General features: G+C 66.0%; 21 protein-coding genes. 8 read left to right on the top strand and 13 right to left on the bottom strand.

Going from position 1 to position 22,954, the window contains the following annotated elements:
- Positions 1 to 76: 76 nt before the first annotated feature.
- Both argS and C4S73_RS25050 read right to left on the bottom strand, forming a co-directional pair.
- Positions 77 to 1,843 carry an arginine--tRNA ligase gene (gene argS / locus C4S73_RS25045; protein WP_103875315.1) on the bottom strand — a complete coding sequence of 589 codons (1,767 nt, stop codon included), beginning with the start codon at positions 1,841 to 1,843 and terminating at the stop codon, positions 77 to 79.
- Positions 1,844 to 2,037: 194 nt separating this feature from the next.
- Complete coding sequence (locus tag C4S73_RS25050; protein ID WP_103875316.1) at positions 2,038 to 3,279, bottom strand: deoxyguanosinetriphosphate triphosphohydrolase; 1,242 nt, start codon at positions 3,277 to 3,279, stop codon at positions 2,038 to 2,040.
- Positions 3,280 to 3,377: 98 nt separating this feature from the next.
- On the opposite strand from C4S73_RS25050, the gene C4S73_RS25055 reads away from it, so the two are divergent.
- Entirely contained in the window at positions 3,378 to 3,728 is a 351-nt protein-coding gene (locus C4S73_RS25055) for a HesB/IscA family protein (RefSeq protein ID WP_103875317.1), read from the top strand.
- A 180-nt stretch (positions 3,729 to 3,908) separates the two neighbouring features.
- On the opposite strand, the gene C4S73_RS25060 is transcribed toward C4S73_RS25055, so the two are convergent.
- Both C4S73_RS25060 and C4S73_RS25065 read right to left on the bottom strand, forming a co-directional pair.
- Positions 3,909 to 4,523: a cold-shock protein gene (locus C4S73_RS25060; RefSeq protein ID WP_103875318.1), complete on the bottom strand. Its 615-nt coding sequence runs from the start codon at positions 4,521 to 4,523 to the stop codon at positions 3,909 to 3,911.
- A gap of 209 nt (positions 4,524 to 4,732) precedes the next feature.
- Positions 4,733 to 5,485 (bottom strand): SIR2 family NAD-dependent protein deacylase, encoded by a 753-nt coding sequence (locus C4S73_RS25065; protein ID WP_244595782.1) that lies wholly within the window; start codon positions 5,483 to 5,485, stop codon positions 4,733 to 4,735.
- A 163-nt stretch (positions 5,486 to 5,648) separates the two neighbouring features.
- On the opposite strand from C4S73_RS25065, the gene C4S73_RS25070 reads away from it, so the two are divergent.
- On the top strand, positions 5,649 to 6,833 hold the full coding sequence (locus C4S73_RS25070; protein ID WP_103875319.1) for an aminotransferase: 1,185 nt from the start codon (positions 5,649 to 5,651) through the stop codon (positions 6,831 to 6,833).
- Between the two features lie 134 nt (positions 6,834 to 6,967).
- Here the strand turns inward: C4S73_RS25070 and C4S73_RS25075 are convergent, their stop codons facing one another.
- The 3 genes from C4S73_RS25075 to C4S73_RS25085 all read right to left on the bottom strand — a co-directional run bounded on the left by C4S73_RS25075 (position 6,968) and on the right by C4S73_RS25085 (position 9,569).
- Positions 6,968 to 7,360: a hypothetical protein gene (locus tag C4S73_RS25075; protein WP_103875320.1), complete on the bottom strand. Its 393-nt coding sequence runs from the start codon at positions 7,358 to 7,360 to the stop codon at positions 6,968 to 6,970.
- A 103-nt stretch (positions 7,361 to 7,463) separates the two neighbouring features.
- The gene (locus C4S73_RS25080) at positions 7,464 to 9,008 is read right to left on the bottom strand and encodes a UxaA family hydrolase (protein ID WP_103875321.1); all 1,545 of its coding nucleotides are present in this window, start codon (positions 9,006 to 9,008) and stop codon (positions 7,464 to 7,466) included.
- A gap of 219 nt (positions 9,009 to 9,227) precedes the next feature.
- Complete coding sequence (locus C4S73_RS25085; protein ID WP_103875322.1) at positions 9,228 to 9,569, bottom strand: phasin family protein; 342 nt, start codon at positions 9,567 to 9,569, stop codon at positions 9,228 to 9,230.
- Between the two features lie 326 nt (positions 9,570 to 9,895).
- Between C4S73_RS25085 and C4S73_RS28825 the strand changes: the two genes are divergently transcribed.
- Positions 9,896 to 11,569, top strand: coding sequence for a serine hydrolase (locus C4S73_RS28825; RefSeq protein WP_244595783.1), 1,674 nt, complete (start codon positions 9,896 to 9,898; stop codon positions 11,567 to 11,569).
- Positions 11,570 to 11,633: 64 nt separating this feature from the next.
- On the opposite strand, the gene C4S73_RS25095 is transcribed toward C4S73_RS28825, so the two are convergent.
- Together C4S73_RS25095 and C4S73_RS25100 are read right to left on the bottom strand one after the other, a co-directional pair.
- Positions 11,634 to 12,344: a DnaJ domain-containing protein gene (locus C4S73_RS25095; RefSeq protein WP_103875323.1), complete on the bottom strand. Its 711-nt coding sequence runs from the start codon at positions 12,342 to 12,344 to the stop codon at positions 11,634 to 11,636.
- Positions 12,344 to 13,099, bottom strand: a complete 756-nt coding sequence (locus tag C4S73_RS25100) for a hypothetical protein (protein ID WP_103875324.1) — start codon at positions 13,097 to 13,099, stop codon at positions 12,344 to 12,346. The genes C4S73_RS25095 and C4S73_RS25100 overlap by 1 nt, the downstream gene beginning before the upstream one ends.
- A 154-nt stretch (positions 13,100 to 13,253) precedes the next feature.
- Here C4S73_RS25100 and panC point away from each other — a divergent pair, with 154 nt between their 5' ends.
- On the top strand, positions 13,254 to 14,102 hold the full coding sequence (panC, locus tag C4S73_RS25105) for a pantoate--beta-alanine ligase (protein WP_103875325.1): 849 nt from the start codon (positions 13,254 to 13,256) through the stop codon (positions 14,100 to 14,102).
- A gap of 169 nt (positions 14,103 to 14,271) precedes the next feature.
- On the opposite strand, the gene C4S73_RS25110 is transcribed toward panC, so the two are convergent.
- On the bottom strand, positions 14,272 to 14,709 hold the full coding sequence (locus C4S73_RS25110) for a DUF1489 family protein (RefSeq protein ID WP_103875326.1): 438 nt from the start codon (positions 14,707 to 14,709) through the stop codon (positions 14,272 to 14,274).
- Between the two features lie 236 nt (positions 14,710 to 14,945).
- Between C4S73_RS25110 and C4S73_RS25115 the strand changes: the two genes are divergently transcribed.
- Positions 14,946 to 15,713 (top strand): SDR family NAD(P)-dependent oxidoreductase, encoded by a 768-nt coding sequence (locus C4S73_RS25115; protein WP_103875327.1) that lies wholly within the window; start codon positions 14,946 to 14,948, stop codon positions 15,711 to 15,713.
- Positions 15,710 to 16,543: an aminoglycoside phosphotransferase family protein gene (locus C4S73_RS25120; RefSeq protein ID WP_103875328.1), complete on the top strand. Its 834-nt coding sequence runs from the start codon at positions 15,710 to 15,712 to the stop codon at positions 16,541 to 16,543. Before C4S73_RS25115 ends, C4S73_RS25120 begins: the two co-directional genes overlap by 4 nt.
- 171 nt (positions 16,544 to 16,714) lie before the next feature.
- On the opposite strand, the gene C4S73_RS25125 is transcribed toward C4S73_RS25120, so the two are convergent.
- From C4S73_RS25125 to C4S73_RS25135, 3 genes are all read right to left on the bottom strand, one after another.
- Positions 16,715 to 18,700 carry an acetyl-CoA carboxylase biotin carboxylase subunit gene (locus tag C4S73_RS25125; protein ID WP_103875329.1) on the bottom strand — a complete coding sequence of 662 codons (1,986 nt, stop codon included), beginning with the start codon at positions 18,698 to 18,700 and terminating at the stop codon, positions 16,715 to 16,717.
- A 29-nt stretch (positions 18,701 to 18,729) separates the two neighbouring features.
- Complete coding sequence (locus C4S73_RS25130; protein ID WP_103875330.1) at positions 18,730 to 19,413, bottom strand: cation efflux transmembrane domain-containing protein; 684 nt, start codon at positions 19,411 to 19,413, stop codon at positions 18,730 to 18,732.
- A 169-nt stretch (positions 19,414 to 19,582) separates the two neighbouring features.
- Positions 19,583 to 20,344, bottom strand: a complete 762-nt coding sequence (locus C4S73_RS25135; RefSeq protein WP_103875331.1) for an SDR family oxidoreductase — start codon at positions 20,342 to 20,344, stop codon at positions 19,583 to 19,585.
- Between the two features lie 183 nt (positions 20,345 to 20,527).
- Between C4S73_RS25135 and C4S73_RS25140 the strand changes: the two genes are divergently transcribed.
- Positions 20,528 to 21,613: a Kelch repeat-containing protein gene (locus C4S73_RS25140; RefSeq protein ID WP_103875332.1), complete on the top strand. Its 1,086-nt coding sequence runs from the start codon at positions 20,528 to 20,530 to the stop codon at positions 21,611 to 21,613.
- Positions 21,614 to 22,037: 424 nt separating this feature from the next.
- Entirely contained in the window at positions 22,038 to 22,796 is a 759-nt protein-coding gene (locus C4S73_RS25145; RefSeq protein WP_146071495.1) for a transglutaminase-like cysteine peptidase, read from the top strand.
- The last annotated feature ends 158 nt before the right edge of the window (positions 22,797 to 22,954 follow it).

Consider the following 22,954-nt stretch of genomic DNA (forward strand, 5'->3'; position numbering starts at 1 on the left):
GGGCGACGTTACGGATGGAATGCCGAACGCCTCGCGCGGTCAATCTGACCTTGTGCGCGCTGACAGCAAGCGGCCGTCAGCGCATCTCTTCCGGCGCCGCAACTCCGGCGACAGCCAGACCGGAAGCAAGGACGCTGCGCACTGCATGCACAAACGCCAATCTTGCCAAGGTCGACTTTCGATCAGTTTGATTAACGAACCGTAATTGCGGCGAGTCTTTGCCCTTGTTCCACAAAGAATGAAAAGCGCTGGCCAACTCATGCACAAAAAAGGCCACCCGATGCGGCTCATGCGCGGCAGCGGCGCCCTCGATGATCCTGGGATAGGCGGCGATCAACTTGACAATGCCGATTTCCGCCTCGTCGGTCAGATGGGCAAGGTCCGCCTGGGCGAGTTCGGCAGGCGCCAGATCCAGGTCAGGGAAGACCTCGCGGGCCTGTCGGAAGATCGAGGCGCAGCGCGCATGGGCGTACTGAACATAAAAGACCGGGTTGTCCTTCGACTGCTCGACGACCTTGGCGAGATCGAAATCCAGCGTCGCGTCGTTCTTGCGGAAGATCATCATGAAGCGAACCGCGTCGCGGCCGACCTCGTCGATGACCTCGCGCAGCGTGACGAAATCGCCCGAGCGCTTCGACATCTTCACCGGCTCGCCATTGCGCAGCAGCCGGACCATCTGGCACAGCTTGACGTCGAGCGCGCCCTCGCCGGCCGTCACGGCCTTCACCGCCGCCTGCATGCGCTTGACGTAGCCGCCATGGTCGGCGCCCCAGACGTCGATCATCTCGGCGAAGCCGCGCGTGAATTTCGAGCGGTGATAGGCGATGTCATTGGCGAAATAGGTGTAGCTGCCGTCTGACTTCAGCAGCGGCCGGTCGACATCGTCGCCGAACTGGGTCGCGCGGAACAGGGTCTGCTCGCGGTCCTCCCAGTCCTCGTCCTTCTGGCCCTTGGGCGGCGGCAACCGCCCCTCATAGATCAGGTCGCGCGAGCGCAGATCCTCGATCGTCTCGCGCACCGCATCCTTGTTGCCATCGACCTTCTGCAGCGACCGTTCGGAGAAGAAGACGTCGTGGACGACGCCGAGCGCGGCGAGATCGTCGCGGATCATCGCCATCATGCCCTCGATCGCGACCGCGCGCACCGGCGCAAGCCATTCCGCTTCCGGCTTGGCGAGCAATGCATCGCCATGCATCGCGGCCAGCTTCTCGCCGACCGATTTCAGGTAATCGCCGGGATAGAGCCCCTCGGGGATCTCGCCGATATCCTGGCCCAGTGCCTCGCGATAGCGCAGGAAGGCCGAACGGGCGAGCACGTCGACCTGGGCACCGGCGTCGTTGATGTAGTATTCGCGCGTCACCGCATGTCCGGCGAAGGCGAGAATATTGGCAAGCGAGTCGCCGAAGACAGCGCCGCGGCCATGGCCGACATGCATCGGCCCGGTCGGATTGGCCGAGACATATTCGACATTGATCCTGGGCAGCGCCTTGGGCGCGCCCTTGCCATACTCCAGCCCGGCCTCGACCGCCGACTTGAGAATCGCCGTGAAGACAGCCGGTTGCAGCGTCAGGTTGATGAAGCCGGGACCGGCGATCTCCGCCTTGACGATCTCGGGATCGCGCACGAGTTCCTCGACCAGCAGGTTAGCCAGGGCGCGCGGATTGGTGCCGGCATCCTTGGCGAGCACCATCGCGGCATTGGTCGCAAGATCGCCATGGGCGGCGTCCCGGGTCGGCTCGACCACGACGCGCCCGAGGTTCAGGCCGGCCGGGATGGCGCCGCGCGTGGACAACGTCTTGAGCGCCAGATGGACCCGTTCGCCCATCACCTTGAAGATATCCATGATTACCGCCTTGGCCGATCAACCGTCATCCCCCCGAAGCCCTCATCCTGAGGAGCGGCTGGCAGGCCGCGTCTCGAAGGATGCTCCAGATGTCGCTGGAGCCTCCTGGAACATCCTTCGAGACGCCGCTGATGCGGCTCCTCAGGATGAGGGCTCGCGATGAAAGCCAGTGCGAGGGGAGCTAGTGTCCGGCCCTATCGCAGCGTGGGGGTTGCGTCAAACAGCCGGCGGTGCTCGTCGAGCGCGTACCAGTCCGTCATTCCCGCAATATAGTCGGCGATACGCCGGGCGCGGCGATGTTCGTCGAGCGCTTCGCAGCCCTGTCCCCATTCGGCCGGCATCGCGCTGGGCACGGCACTGAAGCGCTCGAACAGGTCGCGCACCACCTGCGCCGCCTTGGCCCGGATCACGCCGATGCGCGGATGCCGGTACATATTGGGATAGAGAAAGGCCTTGATGTCGCGATCGGCCGTCGCGATCACCTCGGGAAAGGCGATGACGGGAGCCTGAGCCCGCCGCACGGCATCCGCATCCGCCGGGGCGAGCGCTGCGAGCCGCATCTGCGAGTCCGCGATCACATCCTCGACGAAGCGGGTGATGACGCGCCGGACGAGCTCATTGGTGGCGCGCGACGTCTCCAGCCCCGGATGCAGATGCTCGATCTCGTCGAGCAGCTCGGCCAGGAACGGCACGGCCCGCAGATCGGACAGCCCGAACAGACCGGCGCGCAAGCCGTCATCGATGTCATGGGCGTTGTAGGCGATATCGTCGGCCAGCGCGGCGGCCTGCGCCTCGGCCGAGGCGTAACTGTCGAGCCAGAGGTCCTGCCGCGCCTGATATTCGACGATCGCGGCGGGAATGCCGGTCTCCGCATAGCGGGCGGTTGGCCTGCCGTCGCCGTCGAGCAGCGGGCCGTTATGCTTGACCAGGCCTTCCAGCGTTTCCCAGCTCAGGTTGAGCCCGTCGAACCCCGCATAGCGCCGCTCCAGCCGCGTCACGATTCGCAGCGTCTGGGCGTTGTGGTCGAAGCCGCCGAAGCCTGCCATGCAGGCATCGAGCGCGTCCTCGCCGGTATGGCCGAAGGGCGTGTGGCCGAGATCATGCGCCAGCGCCAGCGCCTCGGCCAGATCCTCGTCGAGCCCCAGCGCCCGCGCCAGCGCGCGCGCGATCTGCGCGACCTCGATCGTATGCGTCAGCCGCGTGCGGAAATGATCTCCCTCATGCGAAACAAAGACTTGCGTCTTGTGCTTCAAGCGGCGGAAGGCGGTCGAATGGATGATCCGGTCGCGGTCGCGCTGGAAATGATTGCGTGTCGCCGAGCCCGGCTCGTCGATCAGACGCCCCCGGCTCAGGCTGGACCGGCAGGCATACGGCGCCCGCCAGCGATCGCCGGGCTCGCGGCCGGGCGCGGATTCGAGGCTGTGTGGATACGGCATGGCTGATCCGTCATCGCCCCCTGCTTGTAGAGGCGCTGCCGCGCAATTACCTTTGTGGGCAACGAAGGTGCAAGGAGCATCTGCTCCGGGAGATCGCCATGACGACCGACCTTGAGGTCAATCCGCGGGGCATCGCTGTCACCGGCAAGGCCGCGACCCGTATTCTCTCCGTGATGGCGAAGGAACCGCCGGGCTCGATGCTGCGCGTCAGCGTCGCTGGCGGCGGCTGCTCGGGCTTTCAATATATCTTCGACGTCGACCGCGAGAAGGCGCCGGGCGATCTCGTGATCGAGCGCGACGGCGCGACCGTCCTGATCGACGAGACCTCGGTCGACCTGCTCGAAGGCTGCACGATCGATTTCGTCGACGATCTCGTGGGACAGTCCTTCCGGATCACCAATCCCAACGCGACGAGTTCCTGCGGCTGCGGGACATCTTTCGCGCTGTAAGGACTGTGCGCGCTGGGCGCGTCACGGTCGGACTTGACCCGACCGTCTCGTGACGAGGATGGCGCCAGAGCGGCCCAAACGCTTGGCTGCCCGAGCGAGCTTTCCTGCTCCAGAGAGCTTTCCTGCCTGAGATGGTCGGGTCAAGCCCGACCATGACGGCTTAAACTCGACGGCTCGCACTCAATGCGAGGCCGGCATTCCGCCCTGCTCCAGCCGGATCTCGGCTGCCATCAGGCCCTTGGGCCCGGGTCCATAGCGCACCAGGACTACCTGCCCCGGAATGAGCTCGACCATGCCGTAGCGGCGCAGCGTCTCCATATGGACGAAGATGTCGGGAGCGCCCTCGCCCTTCGAGACGAAGCCGAAGCCGCGCAGGCGGTTGAACCATTTCACCACCATCCGCTCGAGCCCGCTTGTCGGCGTCACCGTGACGTTGGTGCGAGCCATCGGCATTTCGGCCGGGTGACGCGCCGCCGTGGTGTCGATCGACAGCACGCGGACGGCCTGGCGGCCACGCGGCTTCTCGATCGTCTCGAGCACGATGCGCGCGCCCTCGGCGATGGCGTTGAAACCGTCGCGCTTCAGGATCGTGACATGGACCAGGACATCGGCCCCGCCATCTTCGGGAACGACGAAGCCATATCCCTTGCTGACGTCGAACCATTTGACGTAGCCGGCGAGCTCGACGCCAACCTCTTGCGACAATCCGTCGGGCCCATCGAGCCGCATGACGCGATTGAGCGACTGGATGGGGCCCATCGGTGGCCGCCCGCTCTCACCGAACTCGTCGGACATATGCCGCTCACCCCCGCGCGAATGGCTTTGATTCGTGTTGATACGATAGCATTGCTGGGGAGTCGCGATACAGCCCGCTAAGCTTAATCCACATGATCCACGCCGAAATCCGCAGCGTTGCCCTCCTGGCTAGATGCGGCGAAGCTTTATTGCGGCGATAATCCTTGCGTCACGGCGGACTTGAGCGCGACGGATTTGGAGGCGAGCCACTAGGCCAATCGCTCCAGCGCCGCGCCTATCTCGGCGCGCACGACAAAATCGGCGATCGCGTCCAGCTCGGTCGGCTCGCGATTGACGATGACGAGCCTGGCGCCATTGCGCTTGGCGATTACGGGCAGCGTTGCCGCCGGAAACACCACGAGCGAGGAGCCGACGACGAGGAAAAGATCGGCCTCCAGCGCCAGTTCCTGTGCGCGGTATACCTCCTTTTGTGGCATCGCCTGCCCAAAAGAGATCGTCGCCGATTTGACGTGGCCGCCGCAAACGACGCAGACGGGCGGTTCGCCGGTCGTCTCGAAAATCGGGCGGATCGCCGCCAGCTCATGCCGCCAGCCGCAGCTCAGGCAGGTCGCATAGGTGCCGTTGCCATGCAGCTCCACGACCTTGTCGTCGGGAATGCCCGAGACTTGGTGCAAGCCGTCGATATTCTGGGTGATCAGGCCGGGCGAGCGGCCCTCCCGCACCAGCCGCGCCAGCGCCAGATGCCCGCGATTGGGACCCGCTCCCCTGTAATGGTCATCCATCGTGAACTTCCGCCGCCAGGCCTCGATCCTCGCCGCCCGGCTGGCGACGAAGGCCTCGAACGGAATCGGCTTGTTGACCATCCAGGGCGAGCCGGGCGAGCGGAAGTCGGGAACGCCCGATTCCGTCGAGATGCCGGCGCCGGTGAAGCTCACGATCACATCCGCGCGGTCGAGCATGGCGTGGAGTTCGTCGATAGCGTCTTTGGTCTCGTCCTGCATCCGCTTCCGGTCCGCTATCGTGTCCAGGCATTATGGCGATCGCGGATGATATGGCGATCGTAGCTCGCGCGTCCAAACCAGCTTGTGCAAGCTGGGTTCCATGCAAGCCGAGCAAGACGCACCGATTGACGGCCAAGGCGCGGCATCCCAAAGCTTGGAGACCATGCTTCAGACCCGGCACGCCTCGTTGAACCCCGATCTCCTCGACACCGGAACGCCGCCCATACCGCAGGCTCAGGGCTGGGCCCGCGCCTATGACGGACGCGTCGGGCCGCTGATCGACCTCTCGCAGGCCGTGCCCGGCACGCCGCCGCCCGACGAACTCCTGCAGCGCCTCTCCGCCGCCGCAGCCTCGCCCGACAGCACCCGCTACGGCGCGATCACCGGCGATCTCGATTTGCGCGAGGCCTACGCCGCCGAAATCGGCAGGTTTTATGGCGCGGCCTTCGCGCCCACCGAGATCGCCATCACCTCGGGCTGCAACCAGGCCTATGTCGTCACGATGATGGCGCTGGCGCGGGCCGGCGACAATGTGCTGCTGCCGACGCCCTGGTATTTCAACCATGAGATGACGCTGACCATGCTCGGCGTCGAGCCCCGGCCTTTGCCCTGCGACCCGGCAGCCGGCTTCGTGCCCGACATCGCTACGGCAGAGGCGCTGATCGACGCCCGCACGCGCGCCATCGTCCTCGTCACGCCCAACAACCCGACCGGGGCGATCTATCCGCCGGAAACGATCAGCGCTTTTGCGGAGCTCTGCGCAAGGCGTGGCCTCTGGCTCGTCCTCGACGAGACCTATCGCGACTTCCTGCCGGCAGGCGTTGCGAGGTCACATGAGGTTTTCGCCGCAAGCGGCTGGCAGGATTCCGTGATCGGGCTCTACAGTTTCTCCAAGGCCTATGCGGTGCCGGGCTGGCGGCTGGGTGCGATCACAGCCGGCGAACGCGTCATCGCCCAGATCGGCAAGGTGATCGATTGCGTGCAGATCAGCCCCGTGCGCGCCGGTCAGGCCGCGATCACCTGGGGCATTGACGGCATCCGCGACTGGCGCGAGGTCAATCGCGCCGAGATCAACGCGCGGGCCGCCCTGTTTCGGGACGCGATGGCGCCGCTGAACGACTGGCGCGTGCTGGCGGCGGGCGCCTATTTCGCCTATCTGGCGCACCCTTTCGCGGCCACTCCGGCGGCAGAGGTGGTGCGCAGGCTGGTCGAGGAACGCGGTGTGCTGGCACTGCCCGGGCCCTATTTCGGGCCGGGACAGGAGCAGCATCTGCGCATCGCCATCGCCAATGTCGGAGCGGACAGGATTAGCGGCCTCAGCGAGAGGCTGCGCGGATTTTCGCTCTAGCCAGGCCGCCTCTCCGTCATTGCGAGGAGCGCAGCGACGAAGCAATCCAGGAGCCACAGGGCACAGCGGTCTGGATTGCTTCGCTGCGCTCGCAATGACGGCGGAGACTCAACTCCGCGGCCAGACCGCCAGCTCTACCGGAACAGCGCCGCGTAGCGGTCGCGATAGGCCCAGACCAGCAATCCTCCGAGCACGACGAGGATGATCGCGACGGGCAACCCCTGCGGGTTGATCGCCAGATGAAACAGCACGATCACGGCCATCACCGGCGCGAGCAAGGCCAATCCGAAGGCCGGCACGATGTTGAGGAGCAGGCTGAGCGCGCCCGTGAGATTGACGACCTTCAGTAATGGCCAGAAGAACCCGGCATTCTGCAGGCCGGCCTCGAAGACCAGGCCGCGCTCGCTTGTTGGCGGATGGATCAGATGCGCGCCGGTGGCGAGCCACCAGAAGCCGTCGACGGCGCTGACCAGGAAGATCAGCCCGAGAAGGACGCGTGGAACCGTCACCAGAAGAATATTGCGCATGCTCGCCCCCCGACCGCACGTTCCCTATCGGAAGCGCCTATCGGGTAAGCAGGACCCGCTGTCAATGAATTCGCGCCCTCTCACTCAAGCTGAGAGGAAGAATTCACATGGTCGCGCCGATCTGCCAGGGCACGAATTCGGCATCGCCATAGCCCATCTCCTCGGATTTCGAGTGTTCGCCCGAGGCGATCCGCAGCAGATAATCGAAGATCTCCTTGCCCTTCTCCTCCAGCGTCACGCCGTCGAGGACATCGCCGCAATTGATGTCCATGTCGTCGGTCTGCTTCAGATACATCGGGGTGTTCGTGGCGAGCTTGACCGAGGGCGTCGGCTTGCAGCCATAGGCCGAGCCGCGCCCGGTGGTGAAGGCGAGGATATTGGCGCCGCCCGCAACCTGCCCCGTGGCCGAGACCGGATCGTAACCGGGCGTGTCCATATAGACGAAGCCCTTGGACTTCACCTGCTCGGCATAGTGATAGACGGCTGCCAATGTCTTGGTGCCGCCCTTGGCCGCAGCACCCAGCGACTTCTCCAGAATGGTGGTGAGGCCGCCCGCCTTGTTGCCGGGCGACGGGTTGTTGTTCATGTCCATCCGGGCGCGGGCCGTATAGTCCTCCCACCATTTGATGATGCCGACGAGCTTCTCGCCGACTTCGCGCGTCGCGGCGCGGCGGGTGAGCAGATGCTCGGCGCCGTAAATCTCGGGTGTCTCGGAGAGGATCGCCGTGCCGCCATGCTCGACCAGGAGGTCGACGGCCTTGCCCAGCGCAGGGTTGGCGGTAATGCCGGAATAGCCGTCCGACCCGCCGCATTGCAGGGCGAGCATCAGCTCGGAGGCCGGCACGGTCTCGCGCACGGCGCGGTTGGCGATCGGCAGCATGACCTTCAGCGCCTCGATGCCGGCCGCGACCGCCTTCTTCGTGCCGCCGGTCTCCTGGATCGTCAGCGTGCGGAAGACGTCGCTCTCCTCGACGCCATAGGCGTCCTTCATCCGCTTGATCTGGAAGCCTTCGCAGCCCAGACCGACGACGAGTACCGCCGCCATGTTCGGGTTGCAGGCATAGCCCCAGGTGGTGCGCTTCAGCACCTCGAAGCTCTCGCCATTATAGTCGATGCCACAGCCGGTGCCGTGGGTCAGCGCGATGACGCCGTCGACATTGGGGTAGTCCGCCAACAGGCCGGAGCGCTTGACCTCCTCGGCCATGAAGCGCGCGGCCGAGGCCGAGCAGTTCACGGATGTGAGGATGCCGACATAGTTGCGCGTGCCGGCCTTGCCGGGATTCCCGTTCGAGCCTTGGCGGCGGAAGCCCTGGAACGTCGCCTGCTGTTCGACAGGCAGCACGAATTCGGGCTTCGCCTCGGCGCAGAAAGCATAGTCGCGCTCGAAGGCGTGGAAGCCGGTATTGTGCTCGTGCACCCATTCGCCCGGCGGAATGTCGACGGTGGCGAAACCGATGATCTGGCCGAATTTGCGGATCGGCTCGCCGGTCGCGATTCTGCTGAGCGCCAGCTTGTGCCCGCGCGGGATGCGCTTCAGGGCGGTGACGCCGGCAGCCGTGACGCCGACATCAACCGGGTCAACGGCAACCGCGACATTGTCGGCGGCGTTGAGCGTGAGAGTGCGCGGCGGCGTGGCTTTGTCGAGCATGGCGAGAACCGTTGGCTGGGCTGGGCCGCAGCGAGGGCGGCAGTTCCCAAGCAATGCGCTTCCTTGGCTCAGTTTTCAATCGGTTGAAACAGGCGACCGGCTTGCAATGAGCGCGCGCAAACGAAAAAGCCCGGCGAAACCGCCGGGCTTTCCCTATCACGCAACGCAACTCATGGAGCTCGCACCGCCCGAAGGCGACGCGGCATCACATGCGAAGGCTCACTTGGTGGCCGGAACGGCCTTGGCGACGATGCCTTCGAACGGCTTGTAGGCGTCCTTGGCGAGCGAAGCGTAGAGCTCGCCCATCTTGGTCAGCTGGGCAACGGCGCCCTCGAAAGCGGTCTTGACGTATTCGGTCTGGATCTCGAGCGCCTTGTCGAGGGTCTTGACGCCAGCGAGCTTCTCGATGGTCGCGGTGCCGGCCTCGAAGGACTTCTTGGCATAGTCGGTGGCCTCGACGGCGATCGTCTGCACGCCCTTGGAGGTCACGCCGAAAGCCTTCAGCGCAGCGTCAACGTTCTCTTTCGAGGCCTTCTGGATGGTTTCGAACTGCTGGATCATGTTTCTTCCCTCGGCATCAGAGTGCCGCCTCTGCTGACGAGCCCTAACGGGCCCAGGTTCTTCGCCCCTAGGTCAGATGAATAGGTTCACCACCGGGACTGCCCTCATATTGTGCACCGCAACATGAATGTCAAGGATGCGCTGCATTGCATCAAACGCAGATCGTTCAGTTCGAGATCCTTAGACTTTTAACGGCTCCGTAACCGCATCGCCGTAACCTCCCTCACTGTGTCCTTAGTGTCACGCCGAAAGGCGACACGAAGGCGGGACGAGAGTTCTGAGTTAAGGCGAGTTGCATGGTGTTTTGTAGCGTGGGTTCCCGACGCGTGCGTCTTCGCGCACTCGTCGGATTGATCGGCATCGTCACGATTGCGGCCAGCGTGGTCGCGTCTCCGGCCGAAGCTCGCAAGCGCCGCCACCCTGGCGGCGGCGGGTATACGCCGCCTTACGCAGCCATGGTCGTGGACGTGAAAAGCGGCCGCACCCTGCATGCCGTCAACGAGGATGCCCCGCGCATCCCGGCGTCGCTGACCAAGGTCATGACGCTCTACATGCTGTTCGAGCAGATGGAGCGCGGCCGTTTCAGCATGGATTCCGAGCTCAAGGTCTCGGCCTATGCCGCTTCGCAGCCGCCGACCAAGCTCGGCCTGCGCCCAGGCTCCTCGATCGCGGTCGAAGACGCAATCAAGGGCATGATCACGCTGTCGGCCAACGACGCCTCGGTCGTCGTAGCCGAAGCCATCGCCGGGTCGGAAGATGCCTTCGCCGATATGATGACGCGCAAGGCGCGTTCGCTCGGCATGGGCTCCACGCGCTTCCACAACCCGCATGGCCTGCCCCATTCCCCGCCGAACCTGACCACGGCGCGCGATCTCACCATTCTCGCCCGCGCGATCCAGGAGCGGTTCCCGCGTTATTTCCCGCTCTTCCAGACGCGCTCCTTCCAGTATGGCGCGCGCACCATCCGCGGCCATAACCGGTTGCTCGGCCGCATCGAGGGCGTCGACGGCATCAAGACCGGCTACACCCGCGCCTCAGGCTTCAACCTGATGACCTCGGCGAAGACGGAGGGCCGGCAGATCGTCTCGATCGTGCTCGGCGGCCGTTCGGGCGCCTCCCGCGACAAGATCATGGCCGATCTCGTGATCGCCAACCTGCCCCGCGCCGCCACCAGCGGCCGCGCCTCGACGATGGTCGCCGAAGCGCCCGAGCCGGAGGAGCGTCAGGAGCGTCCTCGGCAGGCTGCTGCGCCGCAGCAGGTCGCCGCCGTCGAGCCCGCGCCGCTGCCGGTGCCGCGCCCACGGATCGAGGCCGAGCCGGTCATTCCGGCCGCTGCCCGCGCCTATGCCGCCAGCACCACCACGCCGATCGCGCCGCCGCGTCCGCTCAATGTCGGCGCCCAGCCGATGCAGCTGTCCGGCATGCGTCCGGTCACCGCGACGACGACCCCCTCGGCCATGCGCTGGTCGATCGGTGCGCAGCCCTCCGACGCCAAGATCCTGCGTCCGCCGGCCAATGTCGACGTGACCTCCTCCATCGCCAAGGTCGCCGAGCCGGTCGAGCAGCCCGCCATCCGGGCCGCCGCCAACAAGCTCGCCGAGAACAAGGTCGAGCCGCGCCAGTCGGACGCCATGCCGGCCGTCTCGACTGTCGCCAAGGCGGTTGCCGAACCCAAGGTTGCAGAGCCCAAGGCAGCCGAGCCCAAGGTTGAGCCCAAAGCCGCGCAGAGCCACCAGGCTGCGATCGTCGCCTCCGGCAAATGGATGATCCAGCTCGGCGCGACCGATGACGAAGGCAAGGCGAAGGACATCCTCGCCCGCGCCCGCTCCAAGGCATCGGGTTCGCTCGCCGAAGTGTCGGGTTACACCGAGAAGGTCGAGAAGGGCGGCGCCACGCTGTTCCGCGCCCGCTTCGCCGGCTTCGACGACTCCAAGGATGCCCAGAACGCCTGCGCGCGCCTCAAGCGCGACGGCTTCGCCTGCTTCGCCACCCGTGGCTGACCGGACAGGAACAAGGAACGCCGCCATGTCGCTCCACCCCTATTCCCTCCCGCAGCCGATCTCCTCACTTCACAAGGACGTCCTTGGCCTGGTTGACGCGAGCGGCAAGTCCGCTGGTGCCCCCGGCATCCGGGTGGATGCGCTTCATCAGGCTCCGATGGGCCTCGCGGACCGCCTGCTCGCTCGCCCCCGGCTGAAGCCCCAGGATCTCGTAGGCCTCCTGCTGCGTCATCGCGCCCGCGCTCGCCGGGCCGCTCTGCCCCGCGTCGCGGTGACGGTCTGTGTCTTCACGCCAGCCGGGCGACCGGCGGTCGAGATATGCCTCTAGCAGCCGGGCACCTTCCGGATCCTGCGCCAGGCACTCGCGCATCAGCGCGCTGATCTCGGTCATCGTCATGGCATCGAGTGCGCGTCCGGCGAATGCCCCGGCGCGGACCGTCCCCTTCATCGCGCCGCTGTCATGGTCCAGCTCGACATCGAGCAGCACGGACTGGACCTTCGACTGCGCGCCGGGCGTCTCGACCTTCCCGTCGCCCCAGGGAAAGCGGATGCCGCCCGGGCCGACCGCGCTCCAGCCGAGCAGCCACGCGCCGATGCCGCCGACGAAGAACGCCATGTCGAGCCGGCCGCGCATCATCAAAAGCGCCGCCACGCCAAGCGAGAGCACCCCGCCGCCGGTCTTCATCGCCTTCGCCAGCAGTTTCGGATCGATCCCGGTGAAGAGCTTCGACACCCACCAGAGCAGGATGAGAACGGCGACTCCGTAGAGCAGCATCACCGCGTCGGCCTCCCGCTTGCGTCCATGGCGCTCAGCAGGCCCTTCACGGCAGGGCTCGTGCCCGCCAGCCTGACCATCGCCTCGCGCCCGCCGCTGGCATAGGCCGCAGCCCCGCGCAGCAGATCGAGCAGCGAACCCGGCGCCGAGACGTCGAAGCGGGCATGAACCCCGCCGGTCAACCGCGCGATCGTGGCGAAGGCTGTGCTCGCGGCCGGCTCATGACCCTCCTGGAACAGGAAGCCGCGAATGCCACGCAGGCCAAGCTCGCCAGCCAGCGCGGCCAGCGTATCGACGTCCTCCTCCATCGCATCGCCGACGAAGACGAAAGCGCGGATCGGTACGGCCCTGGCTTCGTCGCGGATGTGCCTGAGGACGCGCGCGATCTGCGTCTGCCCGCCCTCGCAGCTGATCCGGCTCATCAGCCCGGTCAGGCGTTGCGGTTCGCCGAGCCAGCCCGAGGACCGGCATTCGGCGATACCCCGGAAGTAAACCAGCTGCACGGCAAGTCCGCCGCTCGCGGCCGCGACCTCGAACATCCTTGACTGCAGCGAACAGGCAAGGTCCCAGCTCGGCTGGCGGCTCATCGTGGCGTCGAGCGCGAAGACGAGGCGTCCCGCCTGCCCTGTCGCCAGCGGCGCAAGCTGCTTCGCCGCGCCAAGGAAACGGTCGATCTCGCCGGGCGCGGAACGGCCCGTCGCGGCAGCCGAGGTCGCGGCGGTCCGGCTGATGGCCTTGTCGGTCTTGTCGGTCATGCGACTCCCGGTCGACGGTGATCCTCTCCTCCTGATATTGGCCATCGCGCCGGCATTTGCTACCCGTCCACGGCCTTGATCCCGTGGAGCGATGCAAGTCGCTGCTCGGATTGCGGGTTTGACGGAATTTCGGCCGGAAGCAGGGACGACAGACATGAGCGGCATAGCCATCTTCGAAACAGTCGCCGCCATGCGCAAGGCCGTCGCGGGCTGGCGCTCGGCCGGCGAGAAGGTCGCGCTCGTCCCCACAATGGGCGCGCTGCATGAAGGCCATATCGCGCTGGTCAAGGAGGCGCAGCGCCATGCGAGGCGCGTCATCATCTCGATCTTCGTCAATCCCACGCAATTCGCGCCGCATGAGGATTTCAAGAAATACCCGCGCACCTTCGACAATGACTGCGCCATGCTGACCGAGGCGGGCGCCGATGGTGTCTTCTTCCCGCCTGTCGAGGAGATGTATCCGGCCGGATTCGCGACCCGCATCCTGCTGCTCGGCCCCGCGGCGGTCGGCCTCGACGACCGCTTCCGGCCGACACATTTCGAAGGCGTCGCAACGGTTTGCTGCAAGCTCTTTACCCAGAGTCAGGCCGATTGCGCCGTCTTCGGTGAGAAGGATTATCAGCAGCTCAAGGTCGTGACCCGGATGGCTGCCGATCTCGATCTCGGCATCGAGATCGTCCCTCTGCAGACCTTCCGCGAGCCCGACGGCCTCGCCATGTCCTCGCGCAATCGCTACCTCTCGGCCGAGCATCGCGCGCTCGCCCCGCTGCTCCATCGCGTCATGCAGGAACTCGCTGCGCGCCTGCGCAATCGCGACGATCTGTTCAAGGCGGTCACCGACGCGCAAGGCGAGATCATCTCGGCGGGTTTCGAGCTCGACTATCTCGAAGCTCGGCATGCGGAATCGCTGGCGCCCGTGAGCTCGCTGGCCGATGGACCGATCCGCTTGCTGATCGCGGCGAGGATCGGCGGAACCCGGCTGATCGACAACATCGCGGTGTAGATTCTACCTTCCCCTCTCCTCATCGTCATCCTGGACGAGCCGCGAAGCGGCGCAAATCCGGGATCCATCATAGGGCTCCGGCGCGCTCTATGATGGATCCCGGCGCTCCGCTTCGCTTCGGCCAGGATGACGGCGCGGTTGTGAACAGCGTTGCGCCTTCGGGCTATGTCTACAACAGCCCCAGCGCCGCCAGTTCCCGCCGCAACTCCTCCGGCATCGCGCCGAGATCGCCGCTGCGTCCGTCGATGTCGCGCGGCTTGTCCTTGTCGGCGAGATAGCGCCAGCCCTGGAAAGGCCGGCAGGGGCGCGGCTCGACCGGCACGATCACCGGCTCCAGCACGAGATGGCAGCGGCCGATGCCATCGGCATCCGTGAAGGGGCGGATTTCGGTGAGCCTCTGGCGGGCCGAAATCTGGCCCTTGATCACCCAGTAGAGCGAGCCCTCGCCGACAATCTCGTCGACGCGCTTGGGCACCATCCGGGTGGTGTGCGTCTGCTCCTCCGGGCGGCCCAGCCGCCGCATCAGCGCCATCTGCTCCTCGACCCATTCGTCGAGGTCGCTGATCGATTCCGCGCCGACGCAGAGTTTGAGCATATGAAGCGGCATGGCCGGCAACCTAATGCGGCAGGGGCAACCCGGCCAGCACCTGCGACGTTTACTCCACAGATGCGGTTCGCCCTTTATCGTCATCCCGGACGCAGCGAAGCGAAGATCCGGGATCCATTCCTGAGCGCCCTATGGAAAGCTTCCGGCATGGATCCCGGGTCTCCCTACGGTCGCCCGGGATGACGGCTACGGATAGGCGAGCTAGATCATACTCAAACGACGCGGAGACACGAACCATGCGCGGACTTGCAGGCAAAGCCATCCTCGTCACCGGCTCATCGACCGGCATCGGTTACGCGATGGCACAGCGCCTGGTCGCCGACGGCGCCAAGGTCCTGATCCACGGCCATGACCAGGCCGAGGTCGATGCCGCCTGCCGCCATCTCGGTGCAGCGACCCAAGGAGCCACCGGCGATCTCGCCGACCCGGCCACCGCCCAGGTCATCGTCGATGCCACGGTCAAGGCGTTCGGGCGCATCGACGGCCTCGTCAACAATGCCGGCATCTACCCGCGCGGCGTGCTCGGCGAGACGACGGCAGCCTTCTTCGACCATATGTTCGCGATCAACACCCGCGCGCCGCTGCTCTGCGCCGAGGCCGCTGTCCACGCCTTCCGCCTGCAGAAATCCGGTGGTGCGATCGTCACTGTCGGCTCGATCAACGCCTATTGCGGCCTGTCGAACCTGACGGTTTATTCGATGTCGAAGGGCGCGCTGATGACGATGACGCGCAATCTCGCCAACGCGCTCGGGCCCGAGCGCATCCGGGTCAACCAGCTCAATGTCGGCTGGACCTTCACCGCCAACGAGGATGCGACGCAGCGGCGCGAGGGCCAGAAACCCGGCTGGCAGAACGAAGTCCCGCTCAAGCTCGCGCCGACCGGCCGGATCATGCAGCCGGAGGAAATCGCCGCGCATACCGCCTTCTGGCTCTCCGACGACAGCGCGCCCGTCTCAGGCCAGCTCTATGAGGTCGAGCAATATCCGGTGATCGGGCGCGTATGAACGATATCCCCGAGACGAGCTTCGAGCCCTGGCTCACGCGCTGGAATCTGCTCATCGACGGCCCGCCGATCACCACGCATAGCAGCCGCCTGCTGCCGGTCCGCAGCGGCGGCGAGCCTGCCATGTTGAAGCTGCCGGACGTCGAGGACGAGCGCCTCGGCTATCGGCTGCTCGAATACTGGAACGGCGACGGTGCGGCGCGCCTCATCGCCCGCGACGAGATCGGCAGCGCCATGCTGATCGAGCGCGCGACGGGCCAGCGTTCGCTGTCAGCCATGGCCCGCAATGGGGCCGACGACGAGGCGACTGTCATTCTGTGCGAGGCGATTGCGCGATTGCAGAAGCCGCGGGGCCCGATGCCGGCCGGCCTCATCCCGCTCGAGATCTGGTTCAAGGACCTCTTTCCGATGGCGGCAAAGCGCGGCGGCCTGCTTGCCTGCTCGGCTGGCACTGCAGCGGAATTGCTCGCGGCACAGCAGGAGATCGTCCCGCTCCATGCCGATATCCATCATGACAACGTGCTGGATTTCGAGGGGCGCGGCTGGCGCGCCATCGATCCGAAATGCGTCATCGGCGACCGCGCCTTCGAATACACCATCCTGTTCTGCGACCCCGACCTTGCCGATCCGGAGCCACCTGTCGCCGTGAGCTGCTTCGCGCGGCGGCTGGAGATCGTGCTGGCGAAGTCGGGATTGGAACGCCGCCGACTACTGCAATGGATCATCGCCTGGTGCGGCCTCTCCGCCGCCTGGTTCCTCGAAGACGACGATCCGCTGGCGCAGATCAATATGGCGATCATGGAGCGGGGGGTGGCGACGCTCGACTCGTAGGCGCCTCGTCCTGCTCGCCCTTGTGGCGAGCATCCACGTCTTGAACACATCTCGGCGGCAGCAAGACGTGGATGGTCGGGACAAGCCCGACCATGACGGCAAACGCTCGCCAAAGCCGCCGAATCGAATCAAAAACTGAGGAACCGCCCGTAAGCGGCTCCCGCGATTCAGCTATTCGCTGAGCACGACCACCTTGGCGCCCTCGGCCACCTGCGCGCCGGGCTCGCCCGCGACCTCGGTGACTGTGCCGTCGCGCGGAGCGGTCAGGACATGCTCCATCTTCATCGCCTCGACGATGGCGAGCCGCTGGCCCTTCACCACCGCATCCCCGGCCGCGACGAACAATGCGATCAGCTTGCCATGCATCGGCGCCTTGATGACGCCCCCTGAACCTGCTGCCGCATCGAGATCGACGGTAAAGGGATCGAACAACGACACGGATGTCTGCCGGCCGCCATGCAGTGCCAGGAACACGCCCCGCTCGGCCTGGGCCAGCGTGATCTCATGTTCGCCCTCGTCGATCTCGTGGCCCGGCAGGCTGACGCGCGCGCCCTCCTCATGCCATTCGATCCGCGCCTCGACCCGCTCGCCATCGACCAGAAGCGGCAGACCGAGCGGCGAGCGCGGCATCAGCGAAAAGGCGTCGACTACCAGCCAGGGCGAACGCGCCTCGCCATCGGCCCGTCCAGCGGCTTGCACCTGCCCCGAGAACTGCCGCTCCTCTTCGAGCTGGAGCGCGGCAGCGGCCACTGCGGCGGCATCGAGCGGCTGCGGCTCGGCGCCGAGCGCGCTGATGTTGCGCTCGATAAAACCGGTATCGAACGGCCCTTCGCGAAAGCCCTGCGCCTCGGTCAGCTTCTTCAGGAAGGCGAGATTGGTGCGCGGCCCGGCGACGATCGTCTCGCCCAGCGCCGCACCCAGCCGGTCGAGCGCCTCATCGCGCGTCGCGCCATGAGCGATGACCTTGGCGATCATCGGATCGTAGAACGGCGTCACCGTATCGCCAGCCTCGACGCCGGTATCGATACGGATGCCCTCGCCTTCGGGAAACTGCAGCGCCCAGAGCTTGCCGGTCGAGGGCAGGAAGCCCTTTTCGGGGTCCTCGGCATAAAGCCTGGCCTCGACGGCATGGCCGGTCGCCGTCACCTCGGCCTGCGAAAAACCGAGCGGCTCGCCCGCCGCGACCCTGAGCTGAAGCTCGACCAGATCGAGCCCGGTAATCGCTTCCGTCACCGGATGTTCGACCTGGAGCCGCGTGTTCATCTCCATGAAGTAGAAGCGGTCGGCGCGCAGGCCCTCGCGCCCATCCGCGATGAACTCGACCGTGCCAGCTCCGACATAACCGACGGCCTTGGCCGCTTCCGTCGCGGCCTTGCCCATGGCGGCGCGGACCTCCTCGCTCATGCCAGGCGCCGGCGCCTCCTCGATCACCTTCTGGTGGCGGCGCTGCAGCGAGCAGTCGCGCTCATAGAGATGGACGACATTGCCATGGCTGTCGCCAAAGACCTGGATTTCGACATGGCGCGGCGAGAGCACATATTTCTCGACAAGCACGCGCGCATCGCCGAAGGCGTTCTTGCCCTCGCGCTGGGCGCTGGTCAGGGCGTCGGCGAAATCCTCCGGCCGGTCGACCTTCTTCATGCCCTTGCCGCCGCCGCCCGCGACCGCCTTGATCAGCACGGGATAGCCGATGCGCTGCGCCTCCTTGGCCAGGAAATCCACACCCTGCTCGGCGCCATGATAGCCCGGCACCACCGGGACGGCGGCCTTCTCGACCAACGCCTTGGCGGCGTCCTTCAGCCCCATCGCGCGGATGGCGGAGGCCGGCGGCCCGACGAAGACGATGCCCGCCGCAGCGCAGGCGTCGGCGAAATCGGCGTTCTCGGAGAGGAAGCCATAGCCCGGATGGATGCAGGCCGCGCCGGCCTGCTCCGCCACGGCGAGGATCTTGTCGGCATCGAGATAGCTCTCGCGCGCCGGCGCGGGGCCGATGCGGTAGGCCTCGTCGGCCATCTGCACGAACAGCGCCTCCTCATCCGCGTCGGAATAGACGGCGACGGTGCGCAGGCCCAGCCGCCTCGCGGTGCGAATGACGCGGCAGGCGATCTCGCCGCGATTGGCGATCAGGATGGAGGGCAGCTTGGTGGCGATCGACATGGGCGAGTGTCCCTCTGGGCGTGCCGCCTTTATAGCCCGCCCGCCGGCTCTGTCTTGGCCTTGTTGCGCACAGTGGCTTGAGGCTGATCCAACGGCGCCGCCTGCCGCACCGAACGCCAGATCGCCCATGTCGCCTGGAAGCAGATCACCGCGACGACGCAGTCGAAAAGATATTCCGGCCAGCGCACCGGCGCGACACGCGCCGCGAGACCGACCAGCGCAAAGCCCGTCGTCGAAATCGCATCGTTGCGGCTCGACAGCCAGGTCGCCTTGATGACCGGGTTTTGCTCGGCCCGGAAACGCCAGATCAGGCCGATGATGATGAACGCGACGGCAATCGCGCTGCCAGCCGAAAAACCCAGCGTCCAGATCTCGATCGGGCGCGGCCTGACGATCTTGTCCCAGAGGTCGTAGAGCGTATGCAGCCCTGCCACCGCCATCACCGCGCCGATGGCCAGGGCGGCGAGTTTTTCGGCGCGGTCGTCGCGGCCGAAGACCAGCGCCGCGATGCCGTAGAGCGCGACGTCATAGACCCAGTCGACGCCGTCCTTGAACAGCTGGGGGTTACCGACGGCCATCGCCCAGGCGACGACGCCGATGGCGAAGATCAGGATGCCGAGCGCGATGCCCCAGATGGTAAGGGTGTAGGCGCGGGCCACTGCCGGGGATGTGACAGCGCCGCCACCGTGCCCGTCATCGCCAGAATCGACCATGCATCATCCCCGCCGCGTCATCCCGGACAAGCCGCGAAGCGGCGCAGATCCGGGATCCATCATAGAGCGCCGATTCTGGAAATGCCTTGGCCCTCAGATGGATCCCGGATCTCCGCTTCGCTGCGTCCAGGATGACGGCTTGGTTCAACCGCACAGCGGAAACCGGCCCTCACCCCCGCCCGACGAACGGCGCCTTGGTCGCCATCACCGTCACGAACAGCACATTCGCTTCGGGCGGCAGGCTCGCCATATGCAGCACGGTCGTCGCGACGTTGTCGACATCCATCACCGCCTCGATCTTGTTGGTGCCGTCGGCCTGCGGCACGCCGGTGGTCATCTTGCGCGCCATCTCGGTCAGAGCATTGCCGATATCGACCTGGCCGACCGCGATGTCGTATTTGCGCCCGTCGAGCGCGGCGGTCTTGGTCAGGCCGGTGATGGCGTGCTTGGTTGCGGTATAGGCGACCGAGTTCGGCCGCGGCGCATGGGCCGAGATCGAGCCGTTATTGATGATGCGCCCGCCCATCGGCTCCTGCGCCTTCATCAGCTTGAAGGCCTCCTGCGTGCACAGGAACGGGCCGGTCAGATTGGTGTCGACCACCGCCTGCCACTGCGCCAGCGTCAGATCCTCCAGCATGATCCCGCCGGGCGCATTGACGCCGGCATTGTTGAAGAGAACGTCGACCCGGCCGAACGCCTGCTTCGTCTTCGCGAAGAGGTTCTGCACCGAGGCCTGGTCGGTCACGTCGGTCGACACTGCCAGCGCCTGCGCGGCCGGCACGCCCGACAGCGTGATTGTCTCCTCCAGCGCATCCACCCGGCGGCCGGCCAGCACGGTGCGATAGCCGTCCTTCAGGAAGGCGAGCGCGACGGCGCGGCCGACGCCCGACCCGGCGCCGGTGATGATCGCGACCTTGTTATGCGCAGACATGGCGTATCCTCGTCGTTTCTTTGAACAAGCCGTTTCAGATGGCGCGCGACCATAGCAGCGCATGCAGCATACGGAACAGGCCGTCGCGCAAGACGACCGCGCTTTCCAGACAGATGCGCTTTCGCAAACACTCGCTTGCCAGCGGACACGCAGCCCATAATCTGGCCGGCGGGAGGAGACGCCATGACCAGCCTGAACCGCCGCAACCTGCTGACTGCGGGCGCGGCCGCGCTCGCCATGCCCGCACTGGCCCAGCAGCCCGGCCATGAGCATCACGGCGGCCAATACGAGCGCCTGAACCAGCCCGGCCGCATCCAGAAGCCTGAACTCGCCACCACGCAGAACGTCTTCGATTCACCCGCCCCCAAGGCCGCCAATCCCGGCCGCTGGAGCGAGAGGGCCACATTGCCGATGCCACGTTCGGAAATGGCCTGGGCAACGGCGCATGAGGGCAGAATGCACATCGTCGGCGGCTATGCCGAGCAGCGTGTCGACCGGCCCTATCACCATGTCTATGAGGCGACCGCAGACCGCTGGCGCGACGCTGCCCCGCTGCCGCAGGGCGCCAACCATGTCGGCGTCGCCTTCCTAGACGGAAAGCTCTACGCCATCGGCGGCTTCCTCGAACAGAACCGCAAGCCGCATCCGCGCTGCTTCGTCTATGATCCCGCCAGCGATCGATGGGCCGAGATCGCGCCCCTGCCCGCTCCCGTCGGCTCGGCTGCGGTGGTTGGGCTCGACGGCCGCCTCCACGTCATCGGCGGCGCGATCGGCGACAGCTTCGACACCAAGAAATCGATCGACTGGCACAGGACTTATGATCCCAAGGCCGACCGCTGGGAGAGCCGCAGCCCGATGCCGACCGCGCGCGATCACACCGGCACGCTGGCGATCGGCCCGCTGATCCATGTCATCGGCGGGCGGGTCGACAGCTTTCACACCAATTCGAACCTTCACCACGCCTATGACCCCGCCAAGGACATCTGGGCCCCGCGCAACCCGCTGCCGACCGCGCGCTCCGGCCATGGCGCGGTGCTCTATCGCGGCAAAGTCTTCGTGATGGGTGGCGAAGGCACCAACCGCGTCTTCGGCCAGATGGAAGCCTACGACCCCACTGCCGATAGCTGGGAGCAATACGCCCCGATGCTCACACCGCGCCACGGCCTCGGCGCGGCGCTAGTGGGAGACGCGATCCATGTCGCCGGCGGCGGCCCGGTCATGGGCGGCGGTGTCCAGAGCGCCGTGCATGAGGCCTTCGTGCTGGGGTAAGGCAGGACTTGGGCAGAGCAAAGGGCTTGGGCAGCGCAAAGGACTTGAGCCAGCGCAAAGGACTTGGGCCAGCGCAAAGTTTGAAACGCGCGAGCGGCTTCTGGCCGAGAACCGGCCCTGGATTATCTCGTGTTGGGTTTGGAGAACTGTCATCCCGGACGAGCCGCGAAGCGGCGCTGATCCGGGATCCATTCCGGAACCTCAATCGGAAGCGCTCCGGGATGGATCCCGGGTCTCCGCTACGCTCCGCCCGGGATGACCAACCGCATTAAATTGAACGCGAAAACGATCCAGAGGCTCATACGAATGTGAGGCCCCGAGACCAGGCGTGCGCATCGCTACACAGTCGTGACCCGAGCAACGCGGGCCTCCGCCGCAATGCCGGCAAGGGCAGCGTGCGCCCCCTGCATCGCCGGATTGAGCTGTGGATTGCGGCGACGTCGAGACGACGCACCACAGAATAGCCCTTTTCCTTAATCAAAGGCTCGCATGCTTCACCGACATTTCCTGCGATCCCACAAGCTGGCAAAGGTGGATCATGATGATAGGGGCCTCTGTCGCACGGCTGGCTGTCGGCGTGGCGCTCTTTGCCAGTTGGCAGCCGGGACATGCCCGCGCCGATCAGCTCGCGGCCGTGATGCGCGGCCGCGCCTCTCCACCGGCCGCATTCGTCAACTTTTGCGGGAAGCATCCGTCCGAATGCCGCCAGTCCGGCGCCCTGACGCGCATTGCCTCCTTGTCCCCGGAGCGTCAGCGGGATCTCGATGAGGTCAACGCGCAGGTCAACGCGACGATAACCGAGATGTCCGACATGGATCATTTCGGCCGGGAGGATGTCTGGAGCATACCCACTGACGGGCGGGGCGACTGCGAGGATTTTGCACTGCTGAAGCGCAAGTTGCTGATCCAGCGCGGTTGGGCGTCATCGACCCTCTTGATCACGGTCGTCGGAACGCCCAGCGGCGAGGGACACGCGGTGCTGACTGTGGTCACCTCGTCGGGGGATTTCGTTCTCGACAACAAGACCTCGCGCATCCTGCTGTGGTCGCAAACCGGGTATCTGTTCTTCACCCGCATGTCGCAAGCCAATCCACGCGCCTGGGAGTCGATTGACGGGGGCAGCATCCGCGCAACAGCTGCGACCCGGCATGCCTTTCAGCCTCTGAGCAGTGCCAGCCGTTAGAGAAGCGCGCCCCGGGTGAACCGGGACGCGTGAGATCGTATTGCGCTGATGGCCAGCGGTTGCCTGCCATCGCCGCCACCACAACTTCAACGACCGCCGTGGCCGCTGCTACCGGCGTTGCCGCCGCCACCATTTCCGTTGCCGCCGCCCTGGCCGCC

It is taken from the genome of Allobosea lathyri, from assembly GCF_900108245.1.
GTDB classification, from domain to species: Bacteria; Pseudomonadota; Alphaproteobacteria; order Rhizobiales; family Beijerinckiaceae; genus Allobosea; species Allobosea lathyri.